Annotated in this window: 13 protein-coding genes; 6 read left to right on the forward strand and 7 right to left on the reverse strand. The window is 69.2% G+C overall.

The features are described from left to right. Positions 1-58: 58 nt before the first annotated feature. Both CAL25_RS22385 and CAL25_RS22390 read right to left on the reverse strand, forming a co-directional pair. Positions 59-2170: an acetate--CoA ligase family protein gene (locus tag CAL25_RS22385; protein ID WP_094804177.1), complete on the reverse strand. Its 2112-nt coding sequence runs from the start codon at positions 2168-2170 to the stop codon at positions 59-61. Continuing rightward, positions 2167-2973 (reverse strand): enoyl-CoA hydratase/isomerase family protein, encoded by an 807-nt coding sequence (locus CAL25_RS22390; protein ID WP_094804291.1) that lies wholly within the window; start codon positions 2971-2973, stop codon positions 2167-2169. Before CAL25_RS22390 ends, CAL25_RS22385 begins: the two co-directional genes overlap by 4 nt. 115 nt (positions 2974-3088) lie before the next feature. On the opposite strand from CAL25_RS22390, the gene CAL25_RS22395 reads away from it, so the two are divergent. Further along, entirely contained in the window at positions 3089-3895 is an 807-nt protein-coding gene (locus CAL25_RS22395) for an IclR family transcriptional regulator (protein ID WP_094804179.1), read from the forward strand. A 10-nt stretch (positions 3896-3905) separates the two neighbouring features. Here the strand turns inward: CAL25_RS22395 and CAL25_RS22400 are convergent, their stop codons facing one another. From CAL25_RS22400 to CAL25_RS22415, 4 genes are all read right to left on the reverse strand, one after another. Next, on the reverse strand, positions 3906-4430 hold the full coding sequence (locus tag CAL25_RS22400; protein WP_094804180.1) for a hypothetical protein: 525 nt from the start codon (positions 4428-4430) through the stop codon (positions 3906-3908). Between the two features lie 124 nt (positions 4431-4554). Beyond that, on the reverse strand, positions 4555-6030 hold the full coding sequence (locus tag CAL25_RS22405; RefSeq protein ID WP_249279206.1) for an efflux transporter outer membrane subunit: 1476 nt from the start codon (positions 6028-6030) through the stop codon (positions 4555-4557). A gap of 5 nt (positions 6031-6035) precedes the next feature. After that, complete coding sequence (locus CAL25_RS22410; RefSeq protein WP_094804184.1) at positions 6036-9167, reverse strand: efflux RND transporter permease subunit; 3132 nt, start codon at positions 9165-9167, stop codon at positions 6036-6038. A gap of 35 nt (positions 9168-9202) precedes the next feature. Further along, positions 9203-10387: an efflux RND transporter periplasmic adaptor subunit gene (locus tag CAL25_RS22415; RefSeq protein WP_094804186.1), complete on the reverse strand. Its 1185-nt coding sequence runs from the start codon at positions 10385-10387 to the stop codon at positions 9203-9205. A gap of 198 nt (positions 10388-10585) precedes the next feature. Between CAL25_RS22415 and CAL25_RS22420 the strand changes: the two genes are divergently transcribed. From CAL25_RS22420 to CAL25_RS22430, 3 genes are all read left to right on the forward strand, one after another. Further along, positions 10586-11143 (forward strand): TetR/AcrR family transcriptional regulator, encoded by a 558-nt coding sequence (locus tag CAL25_RS22420; protein ID WP_094804188.1) that lies wholly within the window; start codon positions 10586-10588, stop codon positions 11141-11143. A 237-nt stretch (positions 11144-11380) separates the two neighbouring features. Next, a complete protein-coding gene (locus tag CAL25_RS22425) occupies positions 11381-13681 on the forward strand; it encodes a TonB-dependent receptor (protein ID WP_094804190.1) in 2301 nt (766 codons plus the stop codon). An 8-nt stretch (positions 13682-13689) separates the two neighbouring features. Further along, positions 13690-14370, forward strand: coding sequence for a Fe2+-dependent dioxygenase (locus tag CAL25_RS22430; protein ID WP_094804192.1), 681 nt, complete (start codon positions 13690-13692; stop codon positions 14368-14370). A gap of 33 nt (positions 14371-14403) precedes the next feature. Here the strand turns inward: CAL25_RS22430 and CAL25_RS22435 are convergent, their stop codons facing one another. Further along, positions 14404-15222, reverse strand: a complete 819-nt coding sequence (locus tag CAL25_RS22435; protein ID WP_094804194.1) for an SAM-dependent methyltransferase — start codon at positions 15220-15222, stop codon at positions 14404-14406. A 521-nt stretch (positions 15223-15743) separates the two neighbouring features. On the opposite strand from CAL25_RS22435, the gene CAL25_RS22440 reads away from it, so the two are divergent. Both CAL25_RS22440 and CAL25_RS22445 read left to right on the forward strand, forming a co-directional pair. Next, on the forward strand, positions 15744-16265 hold the full coding sequence (locus CAL25_RS22440; RefSeq protein WP_094804196.1) for a sigma-70 family RNA polymerase sigma factor: 522 nt from the start codon (positions 15744-15746) through the stop codon (positions 16263-16265). 7 nt (positions 16266-16272) lie between these two features. Continuing rightward, on the forward strand, positions 16273-17298 hold the full coding sequence (locus CAL25_RS22445; RefSeq protein WP_094804198.1) for a FecR domain-containing protein: 1026 nt from the start codon (positions 16273-16275) through the stop codon (positions 17296-17298). Positions 17299-17320 lie beyond the last annotated feature (22 nt).

The raw sequence follows: 17320 nt of genomic DNA on the forward strand, positions 1-17320 counted from the left end.
CGGTTGAGCCGTGCCGTTCTGAGCGGTCACTGGCCGGTATCGATGTCGTTGTTGCGGATCAGGGTGCGATGTCGGAATCGGCGAGCACGGCCACGCCATCGGCGGCCAGTACGCCCTGCCCGCGCGCCCTGACGAACAGGGGATTGATTTCGGCCTCGACCAGGCGCGGACCCAGCGCCTGCGCCATCTCGGCAAATGCCAGCACCGCCTCGACCAGCGCATCCACGTCGGCCGGCGGGCGGCCCCGGTAGCCGTCCAGCAACGGCCAGGTTTTCAGGCCGTGCAGCGCCTCGCGCACCTGCTCGGCACGCAAAGCCGCGCCCGCTTCGGGCAACAGCAACAGCGCCGTGTCGCGAACCAGTTCGGCCACGACGCCGCCCATGCCGATCAGGAGCGCGGTGCCGAGCGCATCCCTGCGTACGCCGAGAATGAGTTCGGCCACCCCGCTCGCCATTTCCTGCACGAGAAAGGCGTCGGGCTCGAAACCGGCTTGCGAGCGCACCGCCTGGCGCATCTCGTCCAGGCTCGCGCCCACGCTGTCCACGGTTTCGCCCAGCCGCACGCCGCCCATCTCGGTCTTGTGCGTGATCCGCGCCGACAGCAGCTTGAGCGCGACCCTGGGTCCGAGCTCGGCGGCGGCCGCGCGCGCCTGGCCGGCATCGTGCACGATGCGCTCGCGCACACCCGGCACCCCGTAATGCGCGAACAGCGCTTTGGACCGCGCCTCATCGAGCGTGCCCGAGGGCAGGTCCGCGGGCAGCGCGCGTGGCGGCCTGCCAGGAGCCTCGTCGCGCGCCCGCGCGGCCATCTCGTGCGCGTGGCGCAGCGCGGCCATCGCCGCGCCCAGACTCTCGGGCGCGTGAAACGCGGCGATACCGAAGCGGCCCAGCACCTCGGCAGCGGCCGGGGCATGCGGACTGACGTAGGCGAGCACCGGCTTGCCGCCCTCGCCGATCGAATCGCGCAGCGCCTCGGCCATGAGCTCCGGACGTGCCACGCCGGACGATCCCACGATCACGACCAACGCGTCGTAGTCGGGGCTATCGAGCAGCACGCGCAGCACGCGACGCAGCAGATCGGGCTGCAGGCCGGCGAGCGTCACGTCGATCGGATTGCGGTCCAGCACGGCGTGATCGCCGTCCTGCAGCGCCCGCAACGCGGCCGCCGTGTCGGTCGTCGGCGCGGGCAGCTCGAAACCCGCCAGGCCCAGGCTGTCGGCCAACAGGGTGCCGGCGCCGCCGGTGGAGGTCAGTACCGCCACGCGCGAGCCCGTCAGCGGACGCCCCGTCGCCAATGCCGCGGGCATGTCGAGCAGGTCGGAGAAGGTCTGTGCACGCAGGATGCCGGCCTGCGCGAACAGGGCGTCGTAGACCCGGTCGGCACCCGCGAGCGCGCCGGTATGCGAGGCCGCCGCGCGCGCTCCCGATTCGGAGCGGCCGATCTTGAACGCCACCACGGGCTTGCCCGCCCGCGCCGCCTTCTGCGCGGCGCGCCGGAACGCGGCCGGATCGCGGATGCTCTCCACGTAAAGCGCGATCACGCGCGTGGCCGGGTCATCGGCCAGCATGTCGACGAAGTCGGCCAGGTCCAGATCCACTTCATTGCTGGTCGAAATCAGGCGTGAAAAGCCGATCCCGCGCGCCGTGGCACGCGATAGCAGGGCACCCAGGATGCCGCCGCTCTGCGACACCAACCCGATGCTGCCGGCGAGCAGTTCGCCCGCGTCGAGCGCGCCACTGGCCGACAGCGTGATGCGGTCGGTCAGGTTGACCAGCCCGATCGTGTTGGGCCCGAGGATGCGCATGGCGCCCGCCGCCTCGCGCAATTCGCGCTGACGCCGCTCGCCCTGCTTGCCCGCTTCGGCATAGCCGCTGGCAAGCACGATGGCGGCGCCGGTGCCGCGCGCCGCCAGTTCGCGCACGGCCTGCTGCGTGCGCTCCGCGCCCAGCAGCACCAGCGCCACGTCGGGTGCCTCCGGCAAAGCGGCGATATCGGGATAGCAGCGCAAGCCCTCGATCTCGGCCACGCGCGGATTGACCGGATAGATGCGGCCGCCGTAGCCGTGCTTCAGCAGATACCGCACGGGCCGCCCGGACGTCTTGGCCGGGTCCGCCGAGGCGCCGATCACCGCCACGCTGCGCGGTGTCATGAGTCGTTGCCAGAGGCTCATTGCCGTGCCTCCCGCGCCTGCGCCATGCGCGCGAGAAACGCCGTCACCGACTCGCGGTGCTCGCTGCTGGTGTAGCAGATGCCCTGGGCCTGGCTGCCCATGGCAAAGACCTGTTCGGCGGACAGCTCGAAGCTCTGATTCAGGATGGACTTGCCCAGCGCCAGCGCGGTGGCCGAGCCCTGCGACAGCGATGCCGCCCACGCCTGGGCCTCCGCCAGCAAGGTGGCGGGCGGCGCGAGCCGGTCGGCCACCCCGAGGGCCAGCGCCTCGCCGGCGTCGACCTTGCGACCGCTGTAGATCAGCTCCTTCGCGCGCGCCAGGCCCACGCGGCGCGGCAGGAAGTACATGCCGCCGCCATCGGGAATCAGGCCGCGTGCGATGTAGCTCCACGCGAACGAGGCCTCCTCGGACGCCAGCACGAAATCGCACGCGAGCGCGGTGTCGGCGCCCAATCCCGCCGCCGCGCCATTCACGGCGGCGATGGTGGGCTTGGGCATGTGAAACAGCAGGCTCACCGCCTGGTGCACGGTCTGTTGGCGCGACCAGCCATTGAAGGCCACTTCGCCCGCGGGGGCCTCCATGCGCTGCTGCATGCCGGCGACGTCGCCACCCGCGCAGAATCCCTTGCCCGCGCCCGTCAGCACGAGCGCGCGCACGGCGCGTTCACCGGCTACCCATTGCAGGGCGGCGACGAATTCGGCGCGCATCGCGTCCGTGAAGGCATTGCGCTTGTCGGGACGGTTGAGCGTGAGGGTGGCGACCCCGTCCTGCGTGCGCAGGTCGATGAAGTCGAAGGTGGGCATGATGGTCTCCGTGGTGAGGCGCGTGCCGGTCATCGCCGGCCGCGCTGGCATGCCGACCACAGTACGCGCTAAAGTCGGAGCGCACACCCAGCTATTTCCACAGAATGGAATTGCAATGAGCACCCTCCCCGCGCGCGCAGCGCGCTTCGACGGACCCGGACAGAACCGCTCGCTGGAACGCGGCATCGAGATCCTGCGCGCCTTCCGGCCCGGCACCGATCTGCTCGGCAACAGCGAGCTCGCCGAACGCACCGGCCTGTCTCCGGCCACCATCAGCCGGCTGACGCAGACTCTCGTGACGGGCGGATTCCTGGAGCACGACCGGTCGGCGCGCGCCTATCGTCTGGCCGCGCCCGTGCTGAGCCTCGGCCACGCCATGCGGGCCGCATCACCGGTGCTGCATACGGCCATGCCGCTCATGCACGAAGCCTCGGCCAGGCTGAAGGTGAACGTCGGGCTCGCGAGCCCCGATCGTCTGGACATGATCTATCTCGATTCGATCCGCTATCACCGCAAGGCGTCGTTGCGCACGGTGGTGGCGGGCCAGCGTGTGCCCATCGAACTCACATCGCTGGGACACGCGTACCTGGCCGCGCTGCCGCCCGCGGCGCGCCAGGCGCTGCTGGGGGCCTTGCGCGCCGCGCATCGGCCCGCCGCGTGGCGCGACATCGCGCGCGACATCCGCCAGGCCACCGTCGAGGTGGCGCAAGCGGATTACTGCGCGGCATCCTGGCAGCCCAACGTGGTGGCGCTCGCCACGCCGCTCGCGACCGACGGCGGCCCGCTGGCATTGAACTTCAGCCTGCCGGTCGACGACGCGGCGACGCAACGCACACGCATCGCGGCCGGCCTAGCGCCGGCGCTGCTGCGATTGAAGGAAGATATCCTGTGCGCCCTGGCGGGCCGCGCGGAAAGCCGCTGAGCGGCCGCGCTCAGGCGTCGATGCCGCGCGGACGATTGGCGCGGGCGCGCGCCGCCGGATCGTTGGCCAGCGCGTCGTCGGTGGTGCTGCGCAACGCCAGCACGGGCGTGACGGGCGCCACCACGGCCGGCGCCATGCCGGCAGCGGCGGCCAACTGGGCCGGATTGAGCGGCGGGTTGGCCATGGCCACGCGATACTGCTGCAGCTCCATCAGGCTGTCGATGTCGCTGAGGTTATTGGCGTTGTCCGCGCGGGCCTGCAGCTGGGCCTGCTCGTCGCGATAGGCTTGCACGGCGCGATGCAGCGTTTCATCGGCATGCGTGTCGCGCAGGAGATCCACGGACACCGACGGAACGTCGGGCGCGGGGATCGTCACCGGCTTGGGCTGCACGGTGTCGACGCGGGCATCGAAACGCCCGGTGGCTTCGGCGCGCGCGAGGCGCGCCGCTTCGCGGCTGCGATACAGCGGGTCGGTGCGCAGATCGTCGATGCGATACGGCGTGGACCCGATACGGTCGATCGGACTCAAGCTCATAAACACCTCCTCGGGCCGCCAGGCGGCACGCTGATGGGTTCAGCATAGCCAAGTGTCGCGCTCAGGGCAAACGGCCGCCCGCGCTGCGGACGGCCGTGTTCCTGTCGGCGCGCGCAGCGCGCCATCACGACGGACGGGCCGGCGCCTCGATCGTCCCGCTATCCGCCGCGGCGGATTCGCCGTCGGCCGCGTTCCAGCCGCCGCCCAGCGCGCGGAACAGCGTGGACAACGCGATCTGCCGCTGCGTGCTGGTCTCGATGAAGGCGCTTTCGTTGGTGTAGGCGCTGCGCTGCGCGTCGAGATAGCGCAGATAGTCGTCGACGCCGGCCTTGTAGCGCGCCTCGGACAGGCGCAGGGCCTCGCGGCTGCTGCGCACCAGCGCCTCGCGCGCCGCCTCCTCGCGGCGCAGGGTATCGGTGGCGGCCAAGGCATCGGCCACTTCGCGGAAGGCCGTCTGAATGGTCTGCTCGTACGCGGCCACCGCGATATCCTTGCGCACGCTCGCCAGATCGAGATTGGCCACGTTGCGGCCGCCGCTGAAGATCGGCAGCGACAACTGCGGCGCGAAGCTCCATGCGCGCTGTCCGGCGTCGAACAGGTTGCCGATGTCGGCGCTCGAACTGCCCAGGAACCCCGTGATCGAGATGCGCGGGAAGAACGCGGCACGCGCGGCGCCGATGTCCGCGTTGCGTGCCCGCAGTCGCGCTTCGGCCGCGTGGATGTCGGGACGGTGCACCAGCAGGGCCGACGGCGTGCCGGCGGCCAGGTCCTGCACCAGCAGCGGGCCTGTGGCCGGCTGCAGGGGCAGGAAGGGGCCGAGATCCGCCGCGCCGACCAGCAGCACCAGCGCATTGCTCGCCTGGCGGAATTCGCGGTCCGTGCGCTCGAGCTCGGCGCGCGCCTGCTCGGTGAGGCCCAGCGCCTCCTGATAGTCCAGCGCGGTGGCCGTTCCGGCCTTGCGGCGCTCCTGGATCAGCCCCAGCGAGGACTCCCGGGTGCGCAGCGTGTCCGCCGTCAGGAGACGCCGCCGCAGTGCGCCGTCGCGCGTCAGGTAGGCCTGCACGACTTCGGCCACGAGCGTGATCTCGGCGCTGCGTGCGCCGCTTTCGGTGGCGAGGTACTCCTGCAGCGCCGATTCGGACAGGTTGCGCACGCGACCGAACAGATCGATCTCGAACGCGGCCAGGCCCACGCCTGCCTGCCATTGCGAGTGCACCTGCGACTGCTGGGTCGCGCTCAGGTCGGCGGGCACGCGCTGGCGCGTGCCGCTGCCCTGCGCCTCGATGCCGGGCAGGCGGTCGGCACGCTGCACGCGGTATTGGGCGCGCGCGGCCTGCACATTCAGGAGCGTCTGGCGCAGGTCGCGATTGTTCGCCAGCGCCATGTCGATCAGCTTGCGCAGATCGGCGTCGACGATGAAGTCCTGCCAGTTCAGGGTGGCCGCGGCCGACGCCGGCGCGGCGTCGGCCGCGCCCTGTCCCGGCCACTGCGCCGCGATCGGCGCGGCCGGACGTTCATGGGTCGGCGCCAGAGAGCAGCCGGCCAGCACCGCGGCGAGCGTGAGCACCATGCCGGTACGGAGAATTGCGTGTTGCGTCATGATGGTCATTCCTCGATTGCGCGCGGGGCGGTGGCGGCGCGTTCCTTGCGGCGCCGCGCGAACGACAGCACCCAGACAAAGAAGATCGGCACGAACAGCACACCCAGCGTGGTCGCGGTCAGCATGCCGCCGATCACGCCGGTGCCGATCGCGCGCTGACTCGCGCCCCCCGCGCCCGACGCGATGGCCAGCGGCACCACGCCCAGGATGAAGGCGAGCGAGGTCATCACGATGGGCCGGAAGCGCAGGCGCGCGGCATGGATGGCGGCGTCGAATACCGACTTGCCCTGCTCCACCTCGTTCTTGGCGAACTCCACGATCAGGATCGCGTTCTTGGCCGACAGACCGATGATGGTGATGAGGCCGACCTTGAAGTACACGTCGTTCGGCATGCCGAACGCCATCACGGCCAGCACCGCGCCGATGGCGCCGATCGGCACGATCAGCATCACCGCGGCCGGCACGGCCCAGCTTTCGTACAGGGCCACGAGCACGAGGAACACCACCAGGAACGCCAGACCGATCAGCATCGGCGCCTGCGAGCCCGCCAGACGCTCCTGGAACGACAGGCCGGTCCATTCGTAGCCGATGCCCTCGGGCAACTCGGCCACGATGCGCTCGATTTCGGCCATGGCCTCGCCGCTGCTGTAACCCGGCGCGGCGTCGCCTGCGATGCGGAACGCCGGATAGCCGTTATAGCGGGCGATCTGCACCGGGCCGATTTCCCAGTCGATCTTGGTGAACGCGCTCAGCGGCACCTGCTCGCCCCGGCTGTTGGGCACGTTGAGCTCGAGCAGGCGTTCGGGCGTCATGCGGTCGGCCACGTCGGCCTGCACCACCACGCGTTGCAGACGGCCGGCGTTGGCGAAGTCGTTGACGGTGGCCGAGCCATACGCGCTCGAGATCGCGGTGTTGATGATGTCGAAGCTGATGCCGAAGGCCTCGGCCTTGTCGCGGTCGATGTCCAGGCGCAGCTGCGGCGCGTCTTCGAGCCCTTCCGTCATGGCGTAGAGCAGCACCGGCGACGCATTGGCCTTGGCCAGCAGCTCGTTGCGGGCAGCCACCAGGGCTTCGCGGCCGAGACCACCCCGGTCCTGCAGGCGCAGCGCAAAACCCCCGGCATTGCCCAGGCCTTCGATCGGCGGCGGATCCACGGCCATCACGCGGCCGTCCTCCAGGCTGGCGAAGTGGGCGTTGAAGGCCGCCACGTCATCCGAGGCCGAGCCCTCGCGGTCGGACCAGTCGTGCAGCGTCGGGAAACCCAGCGCGGCGTTCTGACCCGTGCCCGAGAAGCTGAAGCCCAGCACCATCACCGTCTGCTGCGTCGCATCGCGCTTGAGCAGATACTCGTCGAGCTCGCGCACCACCTTCTCGGTGCGCTGGTACGTCGCGCCCGGCGGCAGTTGCACGTCGACGATGTAGTAGCCCTGATCTTCGGTGGGCACGAAGGCTTCGGGCAGGCGCGTGTACATGAAGCCCAGGATCGCGACGATCACCGCGTAGATCACCATGTAGCGGCCGGCGCGGCGCGAGAGCCGTGCGCTGAGCCACTCGAACTTGCCCGTGAGGGCGCCGAACTTGCGGTTGAACCAGCCGAAGAAGCCCTTCTTCTCGTCGTGATGACCCTTGGGGATGGGCTTGAGCAGCGTCGCGCACAGTGCCGGCGTCAGCGTCAGCGCCAGGAACCCGGAGAACAGGATCGACACCGCCAGCGACAGCGAGAACTGGCGATAAATCACGCCCACGGATCCGCTCATGAAAGCGAGCGGGAAGAACACCGCCGAGAGCACCAGCGTGATGCCCACGATCGCGCCCGACACCTGCTGCATGGCCTTGATGGTGGCGTCGCGCGGACTCAGGCCCTCTTCGGCCATGATGCGCTCGACGTTCTCCACCACCACGATCGCATCGTCGACCAGAATGCCAATGGCCAGCACCATGCCGAACATGGTCATCATGTTCACAGAGAAGCCGAGCCCGTACATCACGCCCAGGGTGCCCGCCAGGCACACCGGCACCACGATCGTCGGAATCAGGGTGTAGCGGAAATTCTGCAGGAACAGGAACATCACCAGGAACACCAGCACCACGGCTTCGATCAGCGTGTGCACCACCTTCTCGATGGCCACCTGCACGAAGCGCGACGTGTCGTACGGCACCTGGTATTCGATATCGGCTGGGAAGCCGGCGGACAATTCCTGCAGGCGCGCCTTGACGGCCTCCGCGGTCTGCAGCGCGTTGGCGCCCGACGCGAGCTGCACCGCGCCGCCCACGGCCTTGGCGCCCCCGGCCAGCATGTCGAAGTTGTAGTCCTGGCGGCCGATTTCCATGCGCGCCACGTCGGACAGTCGCACCGACGAGCCGTCCGGATTGGCACGCAGCACGATCCGGCCGAATTCTTCGGGGGTGTCGAGCATGCCCTTGACGGCGATGGTGGCGCTCAGCTCCTGGTCCGGAGAGCCGGGGCGGCTGCCGAAACTGCCGGCCGGCACCTGGACGTTCTGCGCGGCGATCGCCGCGTTCACATCGGCGATCGACAGGCCGTAACCCAGCAGCTTCTGCGGATCCACCCACACGCGCATCGCGGCCTCGGCCGCGAAGAACTGCAGGCGGCCCACGCCTTCGACGCGGCGCAGCTCGTTATTGATGTTGCGCGCGGCATAGTCGGCCAGCTGCACCACGTCCTTGTTTTCGGCGCCGTCCTTGTAGGTGAGCGTGTAGATCAGCAGAAAGCCGGCGTTGGCCTCCTCGACCTGCAGGCCCTGCTGCGTCACCGCGGCGGGCAGGCGTGCCTCCGCCTTCTTGATGCGGTTCTGCACGTCGACCTGCGCCAACGCCGGATCGGTGCCGGGCTTGAACGTGACGGTGATCTCGCCGCTGCCCGAAGAGCTGCTCGACGACTCGTAGTACAGCAGGTCTTTCGCGCCGTTGAGCTCTTCCTCGATGACGCTCGTGACGGAGTCGACCACGGTGGATGCCGAGGCGCCCGGGTACGTGGCCATGATGGAGATCTGCGGCGGCGCGACCACCGGGAATTGCGAGACCGGCAGCGCCTTCATGGCGAGCAGGCCGGCCAGCGTGATGAAGATGGCGATCACCCACGCGAAATTGGGGCGATCGATAAAAAACTTTGGCATGTCTGAACCTCGATGGGCAGCGGCGCGGGCCGTGTTCAGCCGCGCGGCGCGGCGGTGGCGGCTTGCTTGGGTGCGTCGCCGCCGGCGGCGGGCGCGGCCACTTCGACCTTCTGGCCGGGCTGGGCGTTGCCACCCACGATGACCTGCTCACCGGCCTTCAGGCCCTGCACGATGTGCCAGTCGGCGCCGCGCATCGTGCCGGTGACGACTTCGCGGGCCTGCGCCGCGCCCTCGCCATCGACCACCATGACCTGCGCCTTGCCATCGGGAGCGCGTTGCACGGCGCGCTGCGGCACGAGGATCGCCTGGGGATCGGTGCCCTGCTGGGTGTGCACGCGTACGTACATGCCCGGCATCAGCATGCCGTCGGCGTTGTCGAACTGGCCGCGCAGCGACACCTGCCCCGTGCCCCGGTCGACCGTAATGTCGGAGAACAACAGGTGGCCGTCGCGCGTCTTGTCGGTGCCGTCGATCGTGATCGAAATCCGCGCGCCCTTGTCCTTGTCCTGTGCCAGGCGGCCCTCGGCCAGCGCCTCGCGCATGCGCAACACCTCGGCGATGGGTTGCTTGAAGTCGGCGTAGACGGGGTCGAGCTGTTGAATCGTCGCCATCGGCGTGGCTTCGTTCTGACCGACCAGCGCGCCTTCGGTCACGAGCGCGCGCCCGATGCGACCCGAGATCGGCGCGGTCACCGTGGCGTAGTCGAGGTTGAGCTGCGCGGTTTCGACGCCGGCACGCGCGGATTGGCGGGCGGCCTGCGCGCTCTTGTAGCGCGCCACCGCCGCATCGAACTCCTGACGGCTCACGGCCTCGATCTTCACGAGCGGCTCATTGCGGCGCACGACGGCCTGGGCGTCGAACAGCGTAGCTTCGGCCTGGGCCAGCTCGCCCTGCGCGCGCGACAGCGCGGCCTTGAACGGAGCCGGGTCGATCTGGAACAGCACCTGGCCCGCCTTCACATCGGCGCCTTCTTCGAAATTGCGCTTGAGCACGATGCCCGCGACGCGGGCCCGGACTTCCGCCACCCGCACCGGCTCGATGCGGCCGGGCAGTTCGCTGGCCAGGGTGAACGACTGCGGCTGGACCGTAACGGTCTGAACGCGAGGCGCCTGGGCCTCCTGCGGCGGACCGCCTTCCTGGCCGCACGCCGCCAGCGCCAGCACCAGGGCCGCCAGCACCAGCCGGCCGGCCGGCTTCGATCCAAGTCGATGCACCTTCATGATTTTTATCCAGATTAACCCTTAGAGGTCGCTTATGTTATAGAAAAGCTTAAAATGAATCCACTTAGATTCATTTGGGGTTATTCTTGACCAAACCGGTATACTGTGAGCAAAGAGACAACCCCGCCCCTGGGTGAGACGATTCCGCGGCGATTCGGCCCCGGTTCCGCCACCCTCGCTACGCGCCTCCGCCCGCCCATGGCCCATCCCACTCAAACGGAAGACCCCAAGTTCCTCGCCGCCCTGGCCATCGCCCTGGTGGAGCGCCCGCGCGCCAGCCTGCAGGAGCTCGCGCGCGCCGTGGGGGTGAGCAAGGCCACGCTGTATCGCTTCTGTCATACGCGAGAGGAGCTGATCGAGCGCCTGATGGCGCACGGCATCGAGATCTTCAGCCAGGCCATCGATGAAGCCGGCCTCGACGACTCGCCGCCCGCCGATGCGCTGCGCCGTCTGGCCCAGATCAGCTTCGAGCACCGCGAGATCAACGCCTTCCTGATGTACTACTGGAAGCCCGACTCGCCGATGGAAATGCAGCTGCAGGCGGAGTCGCGCTGGTCTTCCGCCCTCGATCGCTTCTTTCTGCGCGGCCAGCAGGCGGGGGTTTTCCGCGTCGACGTCACGGCGGCCGCGCTGACCGAAATGTGGGTGTCGCTGCACTGTGGCCTGATCGACGCCGAGCGCCGCGGCCGCATCGCCCGCTCGGGCCTGGCCCACGTGCTCGAGAGCATGTTCATCGAAGGCGCCCGCGCGCGCTGACACGCTCGGGCGGTGCGCCCGGCTCGGCGCATGGGCCTCGGGCGGCGGCTGCACGATCGCCTCTGCGGGTTCCCGCCCCCTCCCCGTCCGTGCAGGCCCCTGTCCGCCCCTGCCGCTCGCGTCTTAACGCAGCGTTGACAAAGCCCTCCCTACACTGCGCCGCCAACAAGACGCATTTTCATTACAGGGACGGGAAAGATGGCGGAATCGACACAGGCGCGGCGCACCGCGCGACACATGCGCGCGACCGCGCTGCAGGCGGCGCTGGGTCTGGCGTTCGCGTCGACGGCACAGGCGCAATCCACCGATGCCGGGGCCACCACGCTGGCGCCGGTGCAGGTGCAGGGCGAAGCGCCGGGCTATCAGGCCGAGCGCCTGAGCTCCGGCAAGTTCACGCAGCCGTTGCTGGACACGCCGCAGAGCATCACCGTGGTGCCGCGCGAAGTCATCGAAGAACAGCGCGCGCAGAGCCTGCAGGATGTGCTGCGCAATGTGCCGGGCATCACCTTCACCTCGGGTGAAGGCAATCTCGGCTGGGGCGACATGTTCACGATTCGCGGATTCTCCGCCGAGCAGAGCATCATGGTCGATGGCATCCGCGACGCGGGCCTGGCCAGCCGCAGCGATACCTTCAACCTGGAACGCGTCGAGGTGTTCAAAGGCACGGGCAGCCTGGAGTCCGGCGTCTCGGCCGTCGGCGGCGCCGTGAATCTGGTCAGCAAGGAGGCCCGCCTCGGCAGTTTCCGCGATGTCTCGGCCACGCTGGGCACCGACGAGTACCGCCGCGTGACGGCCGACATCAACGAGCAACTCGGCGATTCGAGCGCCCTGCGCGTCAACCTCATGCGCCACGGCAACAACGTGTCGGAACGCGCCGTGACCGACAACGAGCGCTGGGGCCTGGCCGGCTCGCTCGCGCTCGGGCTGGGCACGCCCACCCGCATCACCGTCGACTACCTGCACCAGGAGGACCGCAATACGCCCGATGGCGGCGTGCCCATCCTGCGCGGCACCCACGGCAAACGCATGCCGGGCGTGGCGCGCAATGCCTGGTACGGCGACCCGGACCTCTACCGCGACGACACGCGCACCGACGTGGCCACGCTCAAGCTCGAGCACGATCTGTCGGACGACATCCGCATCTCGAACATCACGCGCTACGAGCGCACCGACCGCCTCACCGTGCTGTCGCCCGCGCGCTTCAACGATGCGGCCGGCAATTCGTATGGCTATGCGGGCGTGGGCCCGCTCACGAACGCCTCGGGCGTGCCCTCGTACAGCGGCTATACCGCCATCGCCAACGGCGATTCGACCACGGCGCGGCTGCGCGGCAACGATTTCGGCTTGTCCAAGCGCTACACGATCCTCGCCAACCAGACCAACCTCGCGTTCACCGCCGACACGGCGGGCGTGCACCACGATCTCGTGGCCGGCGTGGAGTTCTACCGCGAACGCTATGGCGATCTCAAGCGCGGCGTGCGGGTGCCCTCGATCAATCCGTTGATCGATCTGCGCGAGCAGCACGGCACCGACCTGGGCGGCGTCGACGGCGTGAAGGGCGCGGCGGGCAACTACGCCGAGATCCAGAACACGGGCCTGTATCTGGCCGACACCGCCACGCTCAACCCTGCCTGGAAGCTGATGGGCGCGCTGCGCTACGACCGCTATCACGTGAAGCAGGTCAACGGCACCGCCGGCGCGCACACGACCGAGCGCAGCACGGATGGCGCGTGGAGCGGCCGCGTCGGCCTGAACTACAAGCCGATGGACAACGGCAGTATCTACGTGAGCTACAGCCAGGCCGCGCAGCCCTCCGCCGTGGGCGCATCGTCCAACAACATCATCTACGGCAACACCAGCAGCGAGCGCTTCAAGCCCGCCGTGTCGCGCACCTGGGAGGCCGGCACCAAGTGGGACCTGTTCGGTGAATCCATGTCGGTCACGGGTGCGGTGTTTCGCACCGAGCTGACGGATTCGTGGGACTACGGCGATGACGCGACGGTGGTGCGTTCGCTGCCGGCCAAGGCCGTGCACGGCCTGGAGCTGGGCCTGGCCGGGCAGATCACGCCGCGCTGGTCCGCCTTCGCGGGCGTGGCACTGATGAAGAGCCGCATCACCAAGGGCGAGAACAAGGGCGCCGAAGCGAAGAACGTTCCCGACGCCACGTTCAACCTCTGGACCACCTACGCCGCCACCGACAAGCTCGCGCTGAGCTACGGCGTGCAATACATGGGCAAGCGCCGCTACAGCGACAACAAGTACGTGGGCGGCCTGAACAACAACAGCAGCACCGTCAACGGCGCGCTCGGTCGTCATCCCGTCTACATCAAGGACGGCGAAAAGGCGCCCTCGTACTGGCTGCACTCCGTGGCCGCGCGCTATCGCGTCGACGACACGCTCACGCTCGGCCTGAACGTGGATAACCTGTTCAACACGTTCTACTACAGCCGCGTGGGGGCCTCGCTCGACGGCTTCCAGCTCTACGGCGTGCCCGGGGCGGGCCGCACGGTCACGCTCTCGGCCGACCTGCACTTCTAGGCGCCATCATGATGGTCACCATCCCCGCCGTGTTCTCGCCGGCCGAAGCGCGCATGCTGTGCGACGAACTGCTAGCCGCCGACTGGGTAGATGGCAGGCAGACCGCCGGCCAGCAATCGGCCCGGGTCAAACACAACCGTCAACTGGCCGCCGAGGATCCGCTGGCGGCCCGTATCGGCCAGCACATCATCGACCGCCTGGCGCAGAACGCGGTGTTCATGGCGGCGTCGCTGCCGGCCAGGATCTATCCGCCGCTGTTCAACCGTTACGCGGGCGGCGAGGCCTTCGGCGCGCATGTGGACAATGCGGTGCGCGGCGTGCGCGCCAGCCGTGAACGCGTGCGCACCGACCTCTCGGCCACGCTGTTTCTGGCCGAGCCCGACACCTACGACGGCGGCGAGCTGGTGGTGCAGGATACCTATGGCGAGCATCGCGTGAAGCTGCCCGCCGGCCACATGGTGCTGTACCCAGGCTCGAGCGTGCACCGCGTGGAGCCCGTCACACGGGGCGAACGGATCTCATCGTTCTTCTGGATCCAGAGCCTCGTGCGCGGCGATGCGCAGCGCAATCTGCTGCTCGACCTTGATGTGGCGATCCAGCAGCTGACACAGCAACAGGCCCCGAACGAACCGCTCGTGAAGCTGACCGGCTGCTATCACAACCTGCTGCGCATGTGGGCGGAGGTGTAGCCGGCGCGGGCGTGCGCACGCCCGCGCAACGCTTTACATACGCGCGGCCTGCCAGGCGGCGCCGCTCGACGTGGTGCCCGCCATCGTCTTGCCGTTGACCTGGCCGGTGTAGCGTTCGCTGCCGACGCTGAACTCGATATTGGCGCCATCGAGACGCGTGTTGCTGAGCGCGAGTGCGTTGTCGCCCTGGCCCAGCTTGCCCGTGAACTTCTGGAACTTCTGCTCGAGCGCCAGCGGCTTGCCGCCCAGCGTCCAGTTGCCCTCGACCTTGGCCGGCACGATCCACAGGAATGCATTGCAGAAGCTGTTGCAGCCTTCGGAAACGCGCGCCGAATCATCGGGCTCCCAGTCGTCCATCGTGAACGAGTTGGACACCACGCGCGTGCCCGGCTTCATGTCCAGCAGCGTCGGCCGCAGGCGCAGGTTGAGGTCGGACAGCAGGAACAGCGTCACGACCGACGCCTTGGTGAAATCGGTCTTGAAGATGTCGGCCTGTTCGAAGGTCGCCGTCTCGGCCACGCCCTCGCGCTGCGCGGCGCGCTTGGACACCTCGACCAGATCGCCGTTGAACTCGATGCCGTGCGCCCGCGTGCCGCGCTTGGCCGCGGTGATCACGGTACGGCCATCGCCAGAGCCCAGATCCACCAGATAGTCCTCGGGCTTGATTTTCGCGAGCCCCAGCATGCTGTCGACCAGATGCTGATTGGTCGGCACCCAGATCACGTCCTTGCCCGACTGCCCCACGGTGGGCTCGTAGGCCGCGCCCCCGGCGGGCGGGGTCTGCGCCGAGGCGCAGGCGCCCAGCGCGATCGTGCACACCGCGGCAGCGACGGTTTTACGGAAACTCAACATGGGCCTGACTCCTGAAAGATGACGGTCCTGCGACCGGAAGATGGGGATGCGTTGCGGACGGTCCGCAAGCGGGCGATGGGAAATAGCCTCCATGGCGGCCGGCACCGGGGTGCGGCCGGACAAACGTTCAGCTTGGTGACAGATACCGAGCATAGCGTCCTCGCCCCCGCGGGCCAACCCGCGCACGCGGCGAACTGTTCGGCAGGAGATGGACTGGTGAGGCGCGGCCGGTGAGGCGCGGCCGGTGAGGCGCGGCCGGCCAGGCGCGGCCGGCCAGGCGCGGCCGGCCAGGTGGGGCCGGCCAGGTGCGGCCCGGTTGCGGCAAAGTGTCGGCCACGAATGGCGGGCGCGGCGGTTTACCAACACCTTGCAGGGGAATTTGCACCACGTCGGTGCATCGGCGGCCTGTCGCATTGACAGACGCAGCGGCACTCAAAATAATAACCATTTCCATTTCAGTATTCTGCGGTTGTTCGGCGCCGATCCGTGAGGAGGTAGTCGCTCGATCTGAAGGTTCGACCTTGACTACGCCCCACAGCCTCGCCTCACCGACCGTCGAATCGCTGTACTGCAGCCATCATTCCTGGCTGCGGTCCTGGCTGCAGCGCCGGCTGGGCAATGCCGAGCAGGCCGCCGACCTCGCGCAGGACACCTTCATCCGCCTGCTGTCGAGCGACCGGGTGCCGCCGCGGCTCGACGAGCCCCGCGCGTTTCTCACGACCGTGGCGCAACGCCTGCTGTCCAATCACTGGCGCCGCGAAAAGCTCGAACGCAGCTATCTCGACGCGCTGGCTCAGGCGCCCCAGGAACTCGCCCGCTCGCCCGAAGAGCGCGCGCTGATCCTCGAAACGCTGCACGAGCTCGACCGCCTGCTCGACGGCCTGCCCGAACCGAGCCGCCGCGCCTTCCTGATGTCGCAGCTCGAGGGCCAGACGCACGCGCAGATCGCGCAGGCGCTGGAGGTCTCCATCCCCACGGTGAAACGCTACATCGCGCGCGCACTGCAGCGCTGCTATTTCGCCGACCTGAGCTTCACGGGCTGAGCGCGCCATGTCCGCTTCGCCCTGGTACCGCGCCACGCCCGATGTCGGCGAGCTCTCGCCCGAGGTCGCGCAACGCGCGCTCGAATGGCTCGTCGACCTGCAGGACGCCCCGGCCTGTCCGGCGCTGCTGCAAGGCTGGCAGAGCTGGCGCGCCGCGCATCCCGATCACGAACGCGCGTGGCAGCGCATCGAATCCGTACAGCGCCGCCTGCAGCCGCTCTCCGGCCCGGGGCCCGCCGGCCTGGCGCAAGCGGCGCTCGCCGCCCCCCGTAACGGCGCGCCGCGTGCGCCGGATCGCCGCCGCGCGCTCAAGGCGCTGGCCGTCATGGCGATCGCCGGCGGCGCGGCATGGCAACTGGAGCCGAGCGTGCCGTGGCGCCGCTGGGCCGCCGACTTCCGCACGGTGGCGGGCGAACGCCGGCGCGTCGTGTTGGCCGACGGCACGCAGGTCACGCTCAATACCGGCAGCGCGATCGACGTGCGCTTCGACGCCCGGACGCGCCGCGTGGCCCTGATCGCGGGCGAAATCCTCATCGTCACCGCGCGCGACACCGAGGCCGCGTCGCGGCCGTTCCTGGTGGAGACCGAGCACGGCACCGCGCGCGCGCTCGGCACCGAATACGCCGTGCGTCGCCACGACGAAGGCACCGAGGTCAATGTGTTCGCCGGCGCCGTGCAGGTGCGGGCCCGTCTCAACAACGATGAGACGCGCGTGCTGCATGCGGGCCACCGGGCCTGCTACAACGCGCGCGCCATCAACGACGACGGCCCCACCGACGAGACCAGCGTCGCCTGGAAAGATGGCTTCATCGTGGCGCGCGGCATGCGCCTCGATGCCTTCGTGGCGGAGCTGGCGCGCTACACCGACCAGACCCTCGTCTGCGACCCGGCCGTGGCCGCCCTGCGCGTGTCGGGCTCGTTCCCGGTGGCCGACGTCGGCATGGTGCTCGACACCGTCAGCGCCACGCTCCACATCCGCACCGAGACGCGGGCACGCTTCTGGCGCGACGAACGCCACCTGCTGCCGGCCTGAGGTGCCGCCGCGCCGCCGTTAC

The sequence above is a fragment of the Bordetella genomosp. 5 genome, from assembly GCF_002261315.1.
Classification (GTDB): Bacteria; Pseudomonadota; Gammaproteobacteria; order Burkholderiales; family Burkholderiaceae_B; genus Bordetella.

What these genes read in the sequence shown, in the direction of transcription:
- CAL25_RS22435 (WP_094804194.1), bottom strand. Translation starts at nt 15,222, where the DNA reads ATGTTGAGTTTCCGTAAAACCGTCGCTGCCGCGGTGTGCACGATCGCG.
- CAL25_RS22415 (WP_094804186.1), bottom strand. Translation starts at nt 10,387, where the DNA reads ATGAAGGTGCATCGACTTGGATCGAAGCCGGCCGGCCGGCTGGTGCTG.
- CAL25_RS22425 (WP_094804190.1), top strand. Translation starts at nt 11,381, where the DNA reads ATGCGCGCGACCGCGCTGCAGGCGGCGCTGGGTCTGGCGTTCGCGTCG.
- CAL25_RS22410 (WP_094804184.1), bottom strand. Translation starts at nt 9,167, where the DNA reads ATGCCAAAGTTTTTTATCGATCGCCCCAATTTCGCGTGGGTGATCGCC.
- CAL25_RS22405 (WP_249279206.1), bottom strand. Translation starts at nt 6,030, where the DNA reads ATGACGCAACACGCAATTCTCCGTACCGGCATGGTGCTCACGCTCGCC.
- CAL25_RS22430 (WP_094804192.1), top strand. Translation starts at nt 13,690, where the DNA reads ATGATGGTCACCATCCCCGCCGTGTTCTCGCCGGCCGAAGCGCGCATG.
- CAL25_RS22390 (WP_094804291.1), bottom strand. Translation starts at nt 2,973, where the DNA reads ATGCCCACCTTCGACTTCATCGACCTGCGCACGCAGGACGGGGTCGCC.
- CAL25_RS22395 (WP_094804179.1), top strand. Translation starts at nt 3,089, where the DNA reads ATGAGCACCCTCCCCGCGCGCGCAGCGCGCTTCGACGGACCCGGACAG.
- CAL25_RS22420 (WP_094804188.1), top strand. Translation starts at nt 10,586, where the DNA reads ATGGCCCATCCCACTCAAACGGAAGACCCCAAGTTCCTCGCCGCCCTG.
- CAL25_RS22385 (WP_094804177.1), bottom strand. Translation starts at nt 2,170, where the DNA reads ATGAGCCTCTGGCAACGACTCATGACACCGCGCAGCGTGGCGGTGATC.
- CAL25_RS22400 (WP_094804180.1), bottom strand. Translation starts at nt 4,430, where the DNA reads ATGAGCTTGAGTCCGATCGACCGTATCGGGTCCACGCCGTATCGCATC.
- CAL25_RS22445 (WP_094804198.1), top strand. Translation starts at nt 16,273, where the DNA reads ATGTCCGCTTCGCCCTGGTACCGCGCCACGCCCGATGTCGGCGAGCTC.